The organism is Streptococcus oralis, assembly GCF_001588645.1.
Lineage (GTDB): Bacteria > Bacillota > Bacilli > Lactobacillales > Streptococcaceae > Streptococcus > Streptococcus oralis_AB.
Window position 1 is genome coordinate 32,497 of record NZ_LAYF01000017.1, and the last position, 17,592, is coordinate 50,088.

The following is a 17,592-nucleotide window of genomic DNA, read 5'->3' on the forward strand; positions in this document are numbered from 1 at the left end:
TTGCTAGTATCCTTAACAACTGAAAGAAATATAAATAATGTTTGCTAACTTGCACATATAGAGCTCTAGATAAGAGCTCTTTTTTGTAAAAGACTCAGATTATTCAAAATCTTGGAAAAGAGATGAAAGCGTTTGATAGATTTTCTAAGAAAGTGTATAATAAAAGTAGCAATATAGAAGGAGAAGTCTCATGGCAGTTAAAGATTTCATGACCCGTAAGGTAGTTTATATCAGTCCAGATACGACTGTAGCACACGCAGCAGATTTGATGCGCGAGCAAGGTTTGCACCGTTTACCTGTTATCGAAAACGATCAATTAGTTGGATTGGTAACAGAAGGCACCATTGCGGAAGCCAGCCCATCTAAAGCAACCAGTCTCTCTATCTATGAGATGAATTATCTTCTGAATAAAACCAAAGTAAAAGATGTAATGATTCGAGATGTCGTGACGGTTTCTGGCTATGCTAGTCTAGAAGATGCGACCTACCTGATGCTGAAAAATAAAATTGGGATATTGCCAGTCGTAGACAATCATCAGGTCTACGGCGTCATTACAGACCGCGATGTTTTTCAGGCTTTCTTGGAAATCGCCGGATACGGAGAAGAGGGGATTCGCGTTCGTTTCATTACAGAAAATGAAGTCGGAGTACTGGGGAAAATTGTAGCTTTAATTGTAGAAGAGGATTTAAATATTTCCCATACTGTAAACATTCCACGTAAGGATGGCAAGGTCGTCATCGAAGTTCAAATTGATGGAAAAATCGATTTGACTGCATTAAAGGAAAAGTTTGAAAAAGAAGGAATTCAAGTGGAGGAGATTACTCATACCTCTGCCAAAGTCCTTTAAACAAGAGGCTTTAGAGCCTCTTTTCTTCTGCCATCAAAAGCGGTGAAAAGCAAAATATGGAAAGAAATGAGAGATTATGGTATAATAAAACGATATGAAAAGGAGTATCTATGGACATTTCAGAAATTCGTCAAAAAATTGACGCAAATCGTGAAAAATTAGCTTCTTTTAGGGGGTCTCTTTGACCTCGAAGGCTTAGAGGAAGAGATTGCCATCTTGGAAAACAAGATGACAGAACCTGATTTTTGGAACGATAATATCGCGGCCCAAAAAACGTCGCAAGAATTGAATGAATTAAAAAACACCTACAATACCTTCCGTAAAATGGAAGAGTTGCAGGATGAAGTTGAGATTTTATTGGACTTTTTAGCAGAAGACGAGTCAGTCCATGATGAACTGGTCGAACAGTTGACAGAACTGGATATGATGATGACCAGCTACGAGATGACCCTTCTCTTGTCAGAACCTTATGACCATAATAATGCAATCTTGGAAATCCATCCAGGATCTGGTGGTACTGAGGCACAGGACTGGGGCGATATGTTGCTTCGTATGTATACTCGTTATGGAAATGCCAAAGGCTTTAAAGTAGAAGTCTTGGATTACCAAGCTGGTGATGAAGCAGGTATCAAGTCTGTGACCTTGTCTTTTGAAGGACCCAATGCTTATGGCCTACTTAAATCAGAAATGGGTGTTCACCGTTTAGTCCGTATTTCGCCATTTGACTCTGCCAAACGTCGCCATACCTCTTTCACATCTGTAGAAGTAATGCCAGAGTTGGATGATACCATCGAAGTGGAGATTCGTGAAGATGATATCAAAATGGATACCTTCCGTTCAGGTGGTGCTGGTGGACAAAACGTCAATAAGGTTTCAACAGGTGTGCGTTTGACACACATTCCTACGGGAACTGTCGTCCAATCAACGGTCGATCGTACCCAGTATGGAAATAGAGATCGTGCCATGAAGATGTTGCAGGCTAAGCTCTATCAAATGGAGCAAGAAAAGAAAGCTGCGGAAGTTGATTCCCTTAAAGGTGAGAAAAAAGAAATCACATGGGGAAGCCAAATCCGTTCATATGTTTTCACGCCTTATACTATGGTAAAAGATCACCGTACAAGCTTTGAAGTTGCTCAGGTAGATAAGGTGATGGATGGAGACCTTGATGGTTTTATCGATGCCTACCTCAAGTGGCGAATCAGCTAAGATAGAAAGGAACTCATATGTCAATCATTGAAATGAGAGATGTTGTCAAAAAGTATGACAATGGAACGACTGCCCTGCGTGGTGTATCTGTTACTATTGAACCAGGAGAGTTTGCCTATATCGTAGGACCTTCTGGAGCAGGTAAGTCAACCTTTATTCGAGCTTTATATCGAGAAGTAAAGATCGAAAAAGGAAGCCTATCAGTTGCAGGCTTTAATTTAGTTAAAATTAAGAAGAAAGATGTCCCACTACTACGTCGTAGTGTCGGGGTAGTCTTTCAGGATTACAAACTTTTGCCTAAGAAGACCGTTTATGAGAATATTGCCTATGCAATGGAAGTAATCGGTGAGAGCCGTCGCAATATCAAAAAACGTGTTATGGAAGTATTGGACCTGGTTGGTTTGAAACATAAGGTTCGCTCTTTCCCTAATGAACTCTCAGGTGGAGAGCAGCAACGGATTGCGATTGCTCGCGCGATTGTCAACAATCCTAAAGTATTGATTGCCGATGAACCAACGGGAAACTTGGACCCAGATAATTCATGGGAAATTATGAATCTGTTGGAACGCATCAATCTCCAAGGTACTACTGTCTTGATGGCAACTCACAATAGCCAGATTGTAAATACCTTGCGCCACCGTGTCATTGCCATTGAAAATGGCCGTGTCGTTCGTGACGAAGCTAAAGGAGAATATGGATACGATGATTAGTAGATTTTTTCGCCATTTATTTGAATCATTAAAAAGTTTAAAACGAAATGGCTGGATGACAGTAGCAGCAGTGAGTTCGGTTATGATTACCTTAACACTCGTTGCCCTGTTTGCATCTGTAATTTTTAATACAGCAAAACTGGCTACCGACATTGAAAACAACGTTCGGGTCATGGTTTACATTCGTAAGGATGTAGCTGATAACAGTGAAACGATTGAAAAAGAAGGTCAGACAGTTACCAATAATGACTACCACAAGGTCTATGATGCTTTGAAAGCTATGCCTGCTGTTAAAAGTGTTACCTTCTCAAGTAAAGAAGAACAGTACGAAAAACTAACGGAAACAATGGGTGACGATTGGAAGGTCTTTGAAGGGGATGCAAACCCTCTCTATGATGCTTATGTCGTTGATACAAATTCTCCGAGTGATGTTAAAACTGTAGCTGAAGAAGCTAAAAAAATTGAGGGAGTATCAGAGGTTCAAGATGGTGGAGCCAACACTCAAAGACTTTTTGAACTAGCTTCCTTTATCCGTGTTTGGGGATTGGTTATTGCAGGGCTCTTGATTTTTATCGCAGTCTTTCTCATTTCCAATACCATTCGTATCACTATTATTTCACGTAGTCGTGAGATTCAGATCATGCGTCTTGTAGGAGCGAAAAATGGCTATATCCGTGGTCCATTCTTGCTAGAAGGTGCTTTTATTGGCTTGCTTGGTGCAGCGATTCCTTCAGTCCTTGTATTCTTTGTTTACAATATGGTTTATCAATCGGTCAATAAATCCTTGGTAGGTCAAAACTTGTCAATGATTACACCGGATGTGTTTATCCCTCTGATGACAGTCCTATTATTTGTAATCGGAATTTTCATTGGTTCAATTGGTTCAGGGATTTCAATGCGTCGATTCTTGAAGATCTAGTTGGATTTAAATGCAAATTGCAGAACAAATCAGAAAAATAATACATATTTAAAAGAGAAGTTTTCGTAAACTTCTCTTTTTCTTTTTTAAAAATTAAAAAAAATAGACAATTTTTTTATAAAAGCCTTTACAAAAAAAATAAAAGTGGTATAATTAATACATAACCAAATGCAAACGTTTTCGTAAAACGTTTGCCTAAATAAAATAAAGGAGATTTGAATGATGAAAGCTACATTCAAAAATGTCTTGTCTTTCGAATTTTGGCAAAAATTCGGTAAGGCTTTAATGGTGGTTATCGCCGTTATGCCAGCGGCGGGATTGATGATCTCAATCGGTAAATCAATCGTGATGATCGACCCAAACCTTGCTCCTCTAGTGATTACAGGTGGAATCCTTGAGCAAATTGGTTGGGGGGTTATCGGTAACCTTCACATCTTGTTTGCCCTTGCTATTGGGGGAAGCTGGGCAAAAGAACGTGCAGGTGGTGCATTTGCAGCCGGACTTGCCTTTATCTTGATTAACCGTATCACAGGTACTATCTTCGGTGTTACAGGTGATATGTTGAAAAACCCTGAAGCAATGGTTACTACCTTCTTTGGTGGTTCAATCAAGGTTGCTGACTACTTTATCAGCGTTCTTGAGGCACCAGCGCTTAACATGGGGGTTTTCGTAGGGATTATCTCTGGTTTTGTTGGGGCAACAGCTTATAACAAATACTACAACTTCCGTAAACTTCCTGATGCCCTTTCATTCTTCAATGGTAAACGTTTCGTACCATTCGTCGTTATTCTTCGTTCAACTATTGCTGCAATTGTACTTGCTGCCTTTTGGCCAGTAGTTCAAACAGGTATCAACAACTTTGGTATTTGGATTGCCAACTCACAAGAAACTGCTCCAGTTCTTGCACCATTCTTGTATGGTACTTTGGAACGTTTGCTCTTGCCATTCGGTCTTCACCACATGTTGACTATCCCAATGAACTATACAGCTCTTGGTGGAACATACGAAGTGTTAACTGGTGCTGCAAAAGGAACACAAGTATTTGGTCAAGATCCACTTTGGCTTGCATGGGTAACTGACCTTGTTAACCTTAAAGGTTCAAATGCTGACCAATACCAACACCTTCTTACAACAGTCACTCCAGCTCGTTTCAAAGTTGGACAAATGATCGGTTCATTTGGTATCTTGATGGGTGTCATCGTTGCTATCTACCGCAATGTTGATGCTGACAAGAAACACCAATACAAGGGTATGATGATTGCGACAGCCCTTGCAACATTCTTGACAGGGGTTACTGAACCTATCGAGTATATGTTCATGTTCATCGCAACACCGCTTTACCTTGTTTATGCAGTAGTTCAAGGTGCTGCCTTTGCTATGGCAGATATTGTTCACCTTCGTGTCCACTCATTCGGTTCAATTGAATTCTTGACTCGTACACCATTGGCAATTAATGCTGGTATTGGTATGGATATCGTTAACTTTATCTGGGTAACTGTTCTCTTTGCGGTTATCATGTACTTCATTGCCAACTTCATGATCAAGAAATTCAACTACGCAACTCCAGGACGTAACGGAAACTACGAAACAGCTGAAGGAGCATCAGAAGAAGCAGCTCCTGGAACTCCAAAAGTTGCAGCAGCTTCTCAAGCCGTAAACATCATTAACCTTCTTGGTGGTCGTGCAAATATCGTAGATGTGGATGCATGTATGACTCGTCTTCGTGTAACTGTTAAAGATGCAGATCGCGTTGGTACTGAGGAACAATGGAAAGCAGAAGGAGCTATGGGTCTTGTCATGAAAGGACAAGGTGTCCAAGCTATCTACGGACCAAAAGCTGACGTATTGAAATCTGATATCCAAGATATCCTTGACTCAGGGGAAGTAATTCCTGAAACTCTTCCAAGTCAAATGACAGAAACTCAACAAAATACTGTCCATTTCAAAGGTGTAACTGAGGAAGTTTACTCAGTAGCTGACGGTCAAGTTGTTGCTTTGGAACAAGTGGAAGATCCAGTTTTTGCTCAAAAAATGATGGGTGATGGATTTGCAGTAGAGCCAGCAAATGGTAACATTGTATCTCCAGTTACTGGTACTGTATCAAGTATCTTCCCAACAAAACACGCTCTTGGTCTTGTCACTGACTCAGGTCTTGAAGTGCTTGTTCATATTGGTTTGGATACAGTAAGTCTTGAAGGAAAACCATTTACTGTTCATGTCTCTGAAGGACAAAAAGTGGTTGCTGGTGATCTTCTTGTCACAGCTGACTTAGATGCTATTCGAGAAGCAGGACGCAAAACATCAACAGTGGTTGTCTTCACAAATGGTGATGTCCTTAAATCAGTTAAATTAGAACAAACAGGTTCTCTTGCAGCTAAAACAGCAGTTGCTAAAGTAGAATTGTAATATACTTGGGGTTGGAAGCTGTTTTCCAACCTCTTGTTTTAGGAGAAAAGCATGAAATTTCTAACACTCAATACCCACAGTTGGATGGAGAAGGAAGCAGAGGAAAAATTCCAAATCTTACTCCAAGACATTCTTGATAAGGATTATGATTTGATTTGTTTCCAAGAAATCAATCAAGAAATGACTTCGCCTGAGGTAGAGGTTAACAATCACTATCAAGCTTTACCATCAGCAGAACCCATTCATCAGGACCACTATGTCCGACTTCTGGTTGAAAAATTGTCTGAGAAAGGGAAAAACTACTACTGGACTTGGGCTTACAATCATGTTGGCTATGACCGCTACCATGAAGGCGTAGCCATCTTATCCAAAACACCTATTAAGGCGCGTGAGATTTTGGTATCAGATGTAGATGATCCAACGGACTACCATACTCGTCGCGTTGCCTTGGCTGAGACAGAGGTTGAAGGTAAGGAACTTGCTCTTGCAAGCGTTCATCTCTCTTGGTGGGATAAAGGTTTCCAAGAAGAATGGGCACGATTTGAGGCTGTACTAAAAGAGTTGAACAAACCTCTGATTTTAGCAGGTGATTTTAATAATCCAGCTGGGCAGGAAGGTTATCAAGCGATTTTAGCTAGCCCATTAGGATTACAAGATGCTTTTGAAGTTGCGAAAGAAAGAAGTGGTAGCTATACCGTTCCACCAGAAATTGATGGCTGGAAAGGTAATTCTGAACCACTACGAATCGACTACGTCTTTACGACAAAAGAGTTAGAAGTAGAAAGTTTGCAAGTAGTTTTTGATGGTCAAAATAGCCCACAAGTCAGTGATCATTATGGTTTGAATGCTGTATTGACCTGGAAATAATGAAAGAGGTTGGAATCAGAGATTCCAACCTTTTAAGCTACTTGAATCTTTACTACAGAACTGAGACTCAAATGGGACTACTGCAATAGGACAAAATATGGTATAATTGAAAGGATAGAATCGAGGATAGTATGTCATTTAAGAAATTTCAATTTAAAAATTATATAGTAGAAGCCTTGGAGGAGTTGAAATTTGCAACTCCTACAGAGGTACAAGAAAAATTAATCCCTATTGTACTGGCAGGTCGTGACTTGGTGGGCGAGTCGAAAACAGGTTCAGGTAAGACTCATACTTTCTTGTTACCGATTTTCCAGCAATTAGATGAAGCTAGCGATAGTGTGCAAGCGGTCATTACTGCACCAAGTCGTGAGTTGGCCACTCAAATATACCAAGCAGCTCGTCAGATTGCAGCTCACTCAGATGTCGAAGTTCGTGTGGTTAATTATGTGGGTGGTACGGATAAGGCGCGTCAGATTGAAAAACTTGCCAGCAACCAGCCTCATATCGTTATCGGAACGCCAGGTCGTATCTATGACTTGGTCAAATCTGGTGATTTGGCTATTCACAAGGCCAAGACCTTTGTAATTGATGAAGCCGATATGACCTTGGATATGGGATTCTTGGAAACCGTTGATAAGATTGCAGGAAGCCTTCCAAAAGACTTGCAATTCATGGTCTTTTCAGCAACTATTCCACAAAAATTGCAACCGTTCTTGAAGAAATACTTGTCAAATCCTGTCATGGAAAAAATCAAGACTAAGACAGTCATCTCAGATACCATTGATAACTGGTTGATTTCGACCAAGGGCCGTGATAAGAATGCTCAGATTTACCAACTGACTCAGTTGATGCAGCCTTATTTAGCTATGATTTTTGTTAACACAAAAACGCGTGCTGATGAATTACATGCCTACTTGACTGCTCAAGGATTGAAGGTAGCAAAGATTCATGGAGATATTGCTCCTCGTGAACGCAAACGGATCATGAATCAGGTGAAAAATCTGGATTTTGAGTACATTGTTGCAACAGACTTGGCAGCGCGTGGAATTGACATTGAAGGGGTCAGCCATGTTATCAATGATGCCATTCCGCAAGACTTGTCTTTCTTTGTTCACCGTGTTGGACGTACTGGACGCAACGGACTGCCTGGTACAGCGATTACCCTTTACCAGCCTAGTGATGACTCGGATATCCGTGAGTTGGAGAAATTAGGAATCAAGTTTACTCCTAAGATGGTCAAAGACGGAGAGTTTCAAGATACCTATGACCGTGATCGTCGTGCTAATCGTGAAAAGAAGCAGGATAAGCTTGATATCGAAATGATTGGCTTGGTCAAAAAGAAAAAGAAAAAAGTCAAACCAGGCTATAAGAAGAAGATTCAATGGGCGGTGGATGAAAAACGTCGCAAAACCAAGCGTGCTGAAAATCGTGCACGTGGCCGTGCAGAGCGTAAAGCTAAACGCCAAACATTTTAAAAACTCAGTAGAATCACCTGATTCTACTGAGTTTTTATTTAGAGAAAATACTGCAAAAAAAAGTAAAAAGTGGTATAATGATAAGGTTATATAGTCCCGATAAGATGGTAGAAATTTCTATCAGTACTTTGTAACTCGCAAAGAATGACGGCTCCAAAGTCGCTCGTCCTTCTACGGTTGCCGCTATAACGCGATCACCCTATGCGCCTTACTAGCTTCAGAAATAAAAAAGTATCGTTTTTATTTCTTTCGCGTCGTAACTCTTAGACGATAGAAATACCTATCAGTACTTTGTAACTCTATAACAATATTTTTTAAGGGGGGACATTTTTATGTCAGAACGTAAATTATTCACGTCTGAATCTGTATCTGAGGGGCATCCAGATAAGATTGCAGACCAAATTTCAGATGCGATTTTGGATGCTATTTTAGCTAAAGATCCAGATGCGCACGTTGCTGCTGAGACAGCTGTATACACAGGTTCGGTCCATGTTTTTGGTGAAATTTCTACGAATGCCTACGTGGATATTAACCGTGTGGTTCGTGATACCATTGCAGAGATTGGTTATACCAATACAGAGTATGGTTTTTCTGCGGAGACAGTGGGAGTTCATCCGTCACTTGTTGAGCAGTCACCAGATATCGCCCAAGGTGTTAACGAAGCCTTGGAGGTTCGTGGGAATGCAGATCAAGATCCGCTTGACTTGATTGGTGCTGGAGACCAAGGTCTTATGTTTGGATTTGCGGTGGATGAGACAGAAGAACTCATGCCTTTACCAATCTCACTCAGTCACAAGCTAGTTCGTCGTTTGGCAGAACTTCGTAAGTCTGGTGAAATCAGCTATCTTCGTCCTGATGCTAAATCACAAGTAACAGTTGAGTATGATGAAAATGACCGTCCGGTACGTGTGGACACAGTCGTTATTTCAACTCAGCACGACCCAGAAGTCAGCAACGAGCAAATTCACAATGATGTGATTAGCAAGGTTATCAAAGAGGTGATCCCAGCTTCTTACTTGGATGAGCAAACCAAATTCTTCATCAATCCAACTGGTCGTTTTGTAATCGGTGGACCTCAAGGGGACTCAGGTTTGACTGGTCGTAAGATTATCGTGGATACCTATGGTGGCTACTCTCGTCATGGTGGTGGTGCCTTCTCAGGTAAGGATGCGACGAAGGTGGACCGTTCTGCGTCATATGCAGCTCGCTACATTGCCAAAAATATCGTTGCTGCAGGTTTGGCTAAGAAGGCAGAAGTGCAATTGGCTTATGCTATCGGGGTGGCGCAACCTGTTTCTGTTCGTATCGATACTTTTGGTACAGGAACAGTAGCTGAAAGCAAGCTTGAAAAAGCAGCGCGTCAAATCTTTGACCTTCGCCCTGCGGGAATTATCCAAATGCTGGATCTCAAACGCCCAATTTACCGTCAAACAGCGGCTTATGGACACATGGGACGTACAGATATTGACCTTCCATGGGAACGATTAGACAAGGTAGACGCTTTGAAAGAAGCTGTGAAATAAAATTAAAAGATTGGTAGCTGTGCACTACCAATCTTTTTTGCAAAAGAAAACCAGCTTTTGGCTGGTCTTCTTATTTTATAGGGATTGAAATCTCAATCAATTTATCTGAATAAAGCGTCTTGATATTGGCTTCATCAATGCTTCCTTTATCGATTTTACGTTTCAAGAAGAAGTCTTGGATGGTTTCGATTTCAGGTTCACGAATAGCTCGGTGTTTGTTGGAAATGAGGATTTCATAGTGAAGCGGGGCTTGTGTGAAAACTACATCTGTGTTTCCAGCAGAATAGACCTCGACAAGAGTTGCGTCTGTGCTTTCTAATTGGCTTTTAACAAGTTGCGAGTGTGAATTAGTCGTGTTGATAAGCTTCATAACAGTTCCTCCGATTTTCTAACTCTATTATAGCACTTTTTGGATAAAATCGTGTATTTTAGCCAATTCCATGCTGGATTTTCCAAGCTTCAATTCCCCATTTATGGCTACCACGTTTGAGCTTTTCAATAGCCTCGTCAATAGGGAACCAAGCAATATGATTAAAATCTTCCAATGGTTTTTGTACTTTTTGGAAAGAAGTGGCTTCGTAGAGATAAGCTGGATTGTAGTAGTAGGTATCACGGTGGCGAGAGTAAAAATACTCATCAGCTTGTCCATAATAGGTTCCAATTTCAGCTGTAAAGCCAAGTTCTTCGATTAGTTCTCTCTTCAGTGCTTCTTGATGATCTTCGCCTGCTTCAATCTCTCCACCTGGCAAGAACCAAGCACCATTGGGAGCTTGGACTAAGACAATTTGTTTTTTCTCCGCATCCGGAATAACTGCGTACACACCATAGCGGGGCTGGTAGGTTACATTCTCTTTTTTTTCACCAAAAGTGGGGTTTTCCATTGCATTTTCCTCATTCTCTAGTATCTTTATTATTATCATAATGGACGAGGGGCTAGCTGTCAAGGTTTTACAGTTATTTTAGTAAAAAAAGGTGCAGAAAATGATAGACTTTCTGCACCTGTTAGATAGATTTATTATTCTATTTCAGAAGCAATCTCTTCTGTTTTCTCAGTTTTTTTGGCAGATTTGATTTGAATATTGCCATTGCTTGTCATGACTGCCTTGAGGTCTTTTTCACTTGGGTTTTCAAGGTAGAAGTCAGTGATGGCATCCTCGATATAGTCTTGAATGGTGCGGCGGAGTGGGCGCGCCCCCATTTTTGGATCATATCCCAAGTCAACCAACTTTTCCTTGACCTTGTCAGTCACATCGAGGTGGATATTGTTGCTAGAGAGGCGTTTGTTGACATCCGCTAGCATGAGTTCGACGATTTGGAGAAGGTTGTCCTTGCTGAGAGGTTTAAATTCGATGATGCCGTCAAAACGGTTCATAAACTCAGGACTAAAGAAGTTACCGAGTTCACCAAGAACAGAATTAGTACGTCCTTCACGAGCAGCTCCAAAACCAACACTGGCTTCGGCCTTACCCGTACCAGCATTTGAGGTCATGATAATGATAGCATCCTTAAAGCTAACTGTTCGTCCTTGCCCATCTGTCAAACGACCATCGTCCAAGACTTGAAGGAACGTGTGCATCACATCTGGATGGGCTTTCTCGACCTCATCGAGAAGGATAAGTGAGTAAGGATTGCGACGAACTTTTTCCGTTAACTGACCAGCTTCATCATAGCCGACATAACCTGGAGGGGCTCCGACCAATTTAGCCACACTGTGTTTTTCCATGTATTCACTCATATCAAAGCGAATCATGCTGTCAGCAGAGCCAAAGAGTTCAATGGCTAGTTGTTTGGAAAGTTCTGTCTTACCGACACCAGTTGGTCCGACAAAGAGGAAACTTCCGATTGGCCGATTAGGAGTTCCAAGTCCAACACGATTACGACGGATGGCTTTGGCAATCTTATCGACAGCTTCATCTTGACCAATGACATGGGCCTTGAGGTCGTCTGCTAGATGGATAAGCTGAGACTGTTCTTTTTCTTTGAGTTCTCCAACAGGAATATTGGTTTTCTGCTCAATGATATGCTCAATGGTTTTCTCGCTGATAATTGGAGTATCCTGATCAGTCACCTTTTTTTTCTGCATTTCCTTGTACTTGGCAATCTGATCGCGGAAATAAGCAGCCTTTTCAAAATCTTCCTCTCGTGTAGCTTGAGCCTTGAGATTTTCAGCCTCAATCAAGCGCTGATCAATCACTTTAGGATCAACAAAGTTCAGCGTCAGATTCATCTTTGAACCAGCTTCATCCAACAGGTCAATAGCCTTGTCTGGCAAGAAGCGGTCTTGGATGTAGCGATTGGAAAGATTTGCAGCAGCTTCGATAGCAGCATCAGTATACTTGACGTGATGGTAGTCTTCGTATTTCTTTTGAACTCCTTTAAGGATGATAATGGTTTCTTCGACAGTTGGTTCATCTACCTTGACAGGTTGCATACGGCGCTCTAGAGCAGCATCTTTTTCAATGATGCGGTATTCATTGAGAGTAGTAGCTCCGACCATTTGTAATTCACCACGGGCAAGGGCTGGTTTGAGGATATTTCCTGCATCCATATTGCCATCGCCAGCAGATCCTGCACCAACAATTTCATGGATTTCATCGATAAAGAGGATGATGTCCTCGCGTTTGCGAATTTCTTCCATGAGCTTTTGCATACGTTCTTCAAATTGGCCTCGAATCCCTGTTCCTTGGACTAGACTGACCACATCCAGACGGATGACCTGCTTGCCTTGGAGTTTATGGGGAACATCGCCATCGACAATCTTCTGAGCTAGACCTTCGACAACGGCTGTTTTACCGACACCTGGTTCTCCGATAAGGACAGGATTGTTCTTGGTTCGACGGTTGAGGATTTCGATAACGCGGATAATCTCCTCATCTCGACCGATAACAGGGTCAATATCTCCCCGACGAGCAATCTCAGTAATATTGATACCATATTCCTCTAGGAGTCCTTTTTCTTGACTAGGAGGTGTTTGAAGTGGGCCTCGGTTTTGAGGTCCATAACCACCGTTTCCTCCATATCCTCCACCAGATTGAGTTGGAGGGACGTTATTAGAAGAAGGTTTGAAATTGTTCAAATCATTGAAAAAGTCGCCGAATGGGTCAAAGTCATGATTGTTTAAGTCAGTCATTCCTTTAAAGAGGGTATTATTTGGATCTGTTTTGATAATTTTATAGCAATTTTGACAGAGATCAATTTGCTTTTGCTGTCCATTGATATTGGTATACAGATGAATTGTTGAGTCGTTTATTTTACAGTTTTGACAGAGCATACATCTACCTCGTTTCATTCTTATTCTTGGTCTAAGAAAAAGGTCAAGAATAGTCAAAGTTTTATACTCTCATTATAGCATGATTAAGGTTTAAAGCAAGTAAAAAGATTGGGAAGTGGTCGTTTTTAAAAGAGGGATTTATGAAGAATTAAGCGACATTGAAGGTAAGAAAAAATCCCATTTGTGGTGACAAAAAGGATTCTCATTCATCGGGCCTTACTGCCCGTTGTTTTTATATTAGTAAAGGAGTTCGTAGATCTCCATTGCAATCAAATCAATGCTATCAAAGGTATAAGTTTCACGAGCTTCTACATCGCGAAGGGTGAAGAGTGATCCGTTTTCTTCGTCGTGGCTGTATGCAACTTCTGCGACAACAACACCTTCACGTTCAAAATTACGTTTTAGATTTCCACCATCTTTTGTCATTGCTTCTAGGCGGTTAATGATTCTAACCAAATGTGATTCCATTTTGATTCTCCTCCATTTCTTATCGTTTCTATTTTACCATAAACAAGAGGTAGTTGACTAGAAAAAAACTGTGATTTCTCTCTATTTCTCTATTCTATCAAGTTAATTGTTAAAATTAGGGAAAAAGGATTGCATTTTAATTCAATTCATGTTATAATCATACAATCTAATACATAGAAAGTTGATTGAATATGAATTTTTCTTTTTTACCAAAGTATTTACCGTATTTTAACTATGGTGCTCTGATTACCGTATTGATTTCCATCCTTGTTGTCTGCTTAGGGACCATTATAGGTGTGTTACTGGCCTTTGCCCAACGTTCACGCTTTAAACCGCTCGTTTGGTTTGCAAATGTGTATGTTTGGATTTTCCGTGGGACGCCAATGATGGTTCAGATTATGATTGCTTTTGCCCTTATGCATATCAATGCTCCGACTATTCAAGTGGGAATTTTAGGAGTTGATCTTTCTCGTTTGATTCCTGGTATTCTGATTATTTCTATGAATAGTGGTGCTTACGTCTCAGAAACTGTTCGTGCTGGGATCAATGCGGTTCCTAAAGGGCAGTTAGAGGCTGCATATTCTCTAGGTATTCGTCCGAAAAATGCCATGCGTTATGTTATTTTGCCACAAGCTATCAAGAATATTCTTCCAGCTTTGGGAAATGAATTTATCACCATTATCAAGGATAGTTCCCTCTTGTCTGCGATTGGAGTGATGGAGTTGTGGAATGGTGCAACGACAGTAGCAACAACAACTTATTTACCGTTGACTCCCCTTTTATTTGCAGCCTTTTACTACTTGATTATGACCTCTGTTTTGACAGTGGCGTTGAAAGCATTTGAAAAACATATTGGACAAGGAGACAAGAAATAATGACAGAAACCTTGATTAAAATTGAAGAACTACATAAGTCTTTTGGGAAAAATGAAGTTTTAAAAGGCATCAACCTTGAGATTAAACGTGGAGAAGTTGTGGTCATTATTGGTCCGTCAGGGAGCGGGAAATCAACTCTCCTTCGTTCGATGAATCTCCTTGAAGAAGCAAGTAAAGGTAAGGTTATCTTTGAAGGAGTTGATATCACTGATAAGAAAAATGACCTTTTTGCCATGCGTGAAAAGATGGGTATGGTATTCCAACAATTCAACCTCTTTCCCAATATGACAGTGATGGAAAATATCACTTTGTCACCAATTAAAACCAAAGGTGAAAGCAAGGAAGTTGCGGAGAAAAGAGCACAGGAACTGTTAGAAAAAGTTGGCTTGCCAGATAAGGCGACGGCTTATCCTCAGAGTTTATCAGGTGGTCAGCAACAACGGATTGCCATTGCACGTGGACTTGCTATGGAACCAGATGTTTTGCTCTTTGATGAGCCGACTTCAGCCCTAGACCCTGAGATGGTTGGTGAGGTTCTAGCTGTTATGCAAGACCTTGCTAAATCAGGGATGACTATGGTGATTGTGACTCATGAAATGGGCTTTGCGCGTGAGGTAGCAGACCGTGTTATCTTTATGGCAGATGGAGTTGTTGTCGAAGATGGAACGCCTGAGGAGATTTTCGATCAAACAAAAGAACAACGGACCAAGGAATTTTTAAGTAAGGTTTTGTAAGATATCATTTTTAGAAGAAATGGAGTAGGCATCATGTCTTCCAGTAAAGAATATTTAGATTTTATTCTCGAACAACTATCAGAGCTAGAGGAGATGAGTTATCGTCCAATGATGGGAGAGTATATCCTTTATTATCGTGGAAAGATTATTGGAGGAATCTATGATAATCGTTTGTTACTGAAGCCTGTGAAGGTGATCATGGATCAACTGGGACAGACTAGGTTTGAACGTCCTTATGAAGGAGCTAAGGAGATGATTTTGATAGAAGACATTGAAGATAAGTCATTTCTAGCGAGACTAATCAAGGAGATGTATGAAGTTTTGCCTGCTCACAAGGTCAAAAAGAAAGAATGACAAGTTTACCTAGTATAAATAGGCATAAAAGCTCGATAAGGGCTTTTTCTTATAGTTTCAGACTATAAGGTCCATTAGGCAAGAAGTGTTAGAATGGCAAGGTATTTTTTGTTATAATAGAAGATATTTGATAGAAAAGAGAAGAGATATGGCACAGATTATCGATGGGAAGGCTCTTGCAGCTAAGTTACAAGGACAGTTGGCTGAAAAGACGGCTAAACTAAAAGAAGAAACAGGTCTAGTTCCAGGATTGGTAGTGATTTTGGTGGGAGACAATCCTGCCAGCCAAGTTTACGTTCGCAACAAGGAACGGTCAGCTCTTGCTGCAGGATTCCGTAGTGAGGTAGTGCGAGTTCCTGAGACCATTACCCAAGCGGAATTGTTAGACTTGATTGCCAAATACAATCAAGATCCAGCTTGGCATGGGATTTTGGTCCAGTTACCCTTGCCAAAACATATTGACGAAGAGGCAGTTTTATTAGCCATTGACCCCGAAAAAGATGTGGATGGTTTCCATCCCCTAAACATGGGTCGCCTCTGGTCTGGTCATCCAGTTATGATTCCTTCGACACCTGCAGGAATTATGGAGATGTTTCATGAGTATGGGATTGATCTAGAAGGTAAAAATGCGGTTGTTATCGGTCGCTCAAATATTGTTGGAAAACCGATGGCCCAGCTTCTTTTAGCCAAGAATGCGACTGTGACCTTGACTCACTCACGGACCCATCATCTTGCCAAGGTGGCTGCAAAGGCGGATATTCTTGTGGTTGCAATCGGTCGTGCTAAGTTTGTGACTGCTGACTTTGTCAAGCCAGGAGCGGTTGTCATTGACGTTGGGATGAACCGAGATGAAAATGGCAAGCTTTGTGGAGATGTTGATTATGATGCGGTTGAACCACTTGCTAGCCACATCACACCTGTACCGGGTGGAGTTGGTCCTATGACGATTACCATGCTAATGGAGCAAACCTTTCAGGCAGCGCTTCGAACACTAAACAAGGACTAGAAAGATGAAATTCGTATTTGACCTGGATGGAACGCTATCTTTTGACTACATGACCATAGATGAGGAGATTCAGCAGGTTCTTTTAAAGGCTGAAGATTATGGGCATGAGATTGTATTTGCTTCAGCTCGCTCTTATCGGGATTGTTTGGCTTTATTAGGTTCTGAACTCAGTCAGCGTTTGGTTATAGGTTTGAATGGTGGCGTAGCCTATTATCTGGGGAAGGCTATCTTCGAAAGGAATCTCGATACTAGAGTTTATCAGGCGCTAGTGGATTATTGCCAGACCTATAATCTCCCTTTCTTTGCAGATGATTGCTTTGACTACAGTGGTCAGATTGTGGAAAAAATTCCATTTATCTCTAGTGTGGATCCCCTAAAGGTGGCTCGTCATCAGAAACTTGAGGACTTGGGTACTCCGATTAAGGTAGTCGTTTATATGGGCGACCACGAGGAGTTGCTTGATGATTTGTTTGGTCAGTTAGAAAGACTAGGACAAGCTCATCTGTCTTATCATGCGCATGAAAAGTGCCTTTATGTTAATCCCTTGGATACTCATAAGGCGACAACTGTTGAAAAGTTATGTGGGGAGAACTTCATCGCTTTTGGAAATGACCAAAACGATATTGAACTATTTAAAACGTTGCTCTATTCTGTCCAGATAGGAGATTTTGCTGGCCTTACTCCATATGCAGATGATACGTTAGAGCTAAAAGGAGCTCCTTCTCCAGCAGTGGCAGCTAAAATCTTACAGACTTTTGCGGAATTTAAGGGAAAATAGTGTAGAAGGAGGTTCGCCTTCTTTTTATGTAGAGTAATGCAGTCTATAAACTATAAATTTGAAGTTTGAAAAAGATATTAATGGAATTCAATTTGTAGTAGAAAGAGTCTAGAACCGAAAGCTATTTTCATTGCAACTATTCCTTTTAAATGA

General features: G+C 41.0%; 17 protein-coding genes. 13 read left to right on the forward strand and 4 right to left on the reverse strand.

The genetic code is table 11. From position 1 onward, the window contains the following. Window positions 1-190 precede the first annotated feature (190 nt). The 8 genes from A0739_RS09155 (at window position 191) to metK (ending at window position 9,953) form a co-directional block, all read left to right on the forward strand. Complete coding sequence (locus A0739_RS09155; RefSeq protein WP_000268644.1) at window positions 191-847, forward strand: CBS domain-containing protein; 657 nt, start codon at window positions 191-193, stop codon at window positions 845-847. Between the two features lie 110 nt (window positions 848-957). Next, a protein-coding gene (gene prfB, locus A0739_RS09160; protein WP_126475664.1) for a peptide chain release factor 2 occupies window positions 958-2,053 on the forward strand; the annotation gives its coding sequence in 2 pieces (ribosomal slippage) (window positions 958-1,029 and window positions 1,031-2,053; 1,095 coding nt in all). A 17-nt stretch (window positions 2,054-2,070) separates the two neighbouring features. Beyond that, entirely contained in the window at window positions 2,071-2,763 is a 693-nt protein-coding gene (gene ftsE / locus A0739_RS09165; protein ID WP_000022272.1) for a cell division ATP-binding protein FtsE, read from the forward strand. Then, window positions 2,756-3,682, forward strand: coding sequence for a permease-like cell division protein FtsX (ftsX, locus tag A0739_RS09170; RefSeq protein WP_061587773.1), 927 nt, complete (start codon window positions 2,756-2,758; stop codon window positions 3,680-3,682). The genes ftsE and ftsX overlap by 8 nt, the downstream gene beginning before the upstream one ends. Before the next feature lie 219 nt (window positions 3,683-3,901). After that, entirely contained in the window at window positions 3,902-6,088 is a 2,187-nt protein-coding gene (locus A0739_RS09175; protein ID WP_082243851.1) for a PTS transporter subunit IIBC, read from the forward strand. A gap of 51 nt (window positions 6,089-6,139) precedes the next feature. Further along, window positions 6,140-6,955 carry an endonuclease/exonuclease/phosphatase family protein gene (locus A0739_RS09180; protein WP_061587774.1) on the forward strand — a complete coding sequence of 272 codons (816 nt, stop codon included), beginning with the start codon at window positions 6,140-6,142 and terminating at the stop codon, window positions 6,953-6,955. A 131-nt stretch (window positions 6,956-7,086) separates the two neighbouring features. Further along, a complete protein-coding gene (locus A0739_RS09185) occupies window positions 7,087-8,430 on the forward strand; it encodes a DEAD/DEAH box helicase (RefSeq protein ID WP_061587775.1) in 1,344 nt (447 codons plus the stop codon). Window positions 8,431-8,762: 332 nt separating this feature from the next. After that, window positions 8,763-9,953, forward strand: a complete 1,191-nt coding sequence (metK, locus tag A0739_RS09190; RefSeq protein WP_049478314.1) for a methionine adenosyltransferase — start codon at window positions 8,763-8,765, stop codon at window positions 9,951-9,953. A gap of 70 nt (window positions 9,954-10,023) precedes the next feature. Here the strand turns inward: metK and A0739_RS09195 are convergent, their stop codons facing one another. From A0739_RS09195 to A0739_RS09210, 4 genes are all read right to left on the reverse strand, one after another. Next, window positions 10,024-10,323, reverse strand: coding sequence for a DUF1827 family protein (locus A0739_RS09195; protein WP_000767205.1), 300 nt, complete (start codon window positions 10,321-10,323; stop codon window positions 10,024-10,026). Window positions 10,324-10,381: 58 nt separating this feature from the next. Further along, window positions 10,382-10,834, reverse strand: coding sequence for an NUDIX hydrolase (locus tag A0739_RS09200; protein ID WP_061587776.1), 453 nt, complete (start codon window positions 10,832-10,834; stop codon window positions 10,382-10,384). Window positions 10,835-10,968: 134 nt separating this feature from the next. Continuing rightward, the gene (locus tag A0739_RS09205; protein ID WP_061587777.1) at window positions 10,969-13,224 is read right to left on the reverse strand and encodes an ATP-dependent Clp protease ATP-binding subunit; all 2,256 of its coding nucleotides are present in this window, start codon (window positions 13,222-13,224) and stop codon (window positions 10,969-10,971) included. 237 nt (window positions 13,225-13,461) lie between these two features. Next, window positions 13,462-13,692, reverse strand: a complete 231-nt coding sequence (locus tag A0739_RS09210) for a DUF1797 family protein (protein WP_000443577.1) — start codon at window positions 13,690-13,692, stop codon at window positions 13,462-13,464. A gap of 191 nt (window positions 13,693-13,883) precedes the next feature. Here A0739_RS09210 and A0739_RS09215 point away from each other — a divergent pair, with 191 nt between their 5' ends. The 5 genes from A0739_RS09215 to A0739_RS09235 all read left to right on the forward strand — a co-directional run bounded on the left by A0739_RS09215 (window position 13,884) and on the right by A0739_RS09235 (window position 17,439). Then, complete coding sequence (locus tag A0739_RS09215) at window positions 13,884-14,567, forward strand: amino acid ABC transporter permease (RefSeq protein WP_001011622.1); 684 nt, start codon at window positions 13,884-13,886, stop codon at window positions 14,565-14,567. Beyond that, complete coding sequence (locus A0739_RS09220) at window positions 14,567-15,301, forward strand: amino acid ABC transporter ATP-binding protein (RefSeq protein WP_000140925.1); 735 nt, start codon at window positions 14,567-14,569, stop codon at window positions 15,299-15,301. Before A0739_RS09215 ends, A0739_RS09220 begins: the two co-directional genes overlap by 1 nt. A 33-nt stretch (window positions 15,302-15,334) precedes the next feature. Further along, complete coding sequence (locus A0739_RS09225) at window positions 15,335-15,655, forward strand: TfoX/Sxy family protein (protein ID WP_061587778.1); 321 nt, start codon at window positions 15,335-15,337, stop codon at window positions 15,653-15,655. A gap of 148 nt (window positions 15,656-15,803) precedes the next feature. After that, window positions 15,804-16,661, forward strand: coding sequence for a bifunctional methylenetetrahydrofolate dehydrogenase/methenyltetrahydrofolate cyclohydrolase (locus A0739_RS09230; protein WP_061587779.1), 858 nt, complete (start codon window positions 15,804-15,806; stop codon window positions 16,659-16,661). Window positions 16,662-16,665: 4 nt separating this feature from the next. Next, window positions 16,666-17,439, forward strand: coding sequence for an HAD hydrolase family protein (locus A0739_RS09235; protein ID WP_061587780.1), 774 nt, complete (start codon window positions 16,666-16,668; stop codon window positions 17,437-17,439). Window positions 17,440-17,592: the final 153 nt, after the last annotated feature.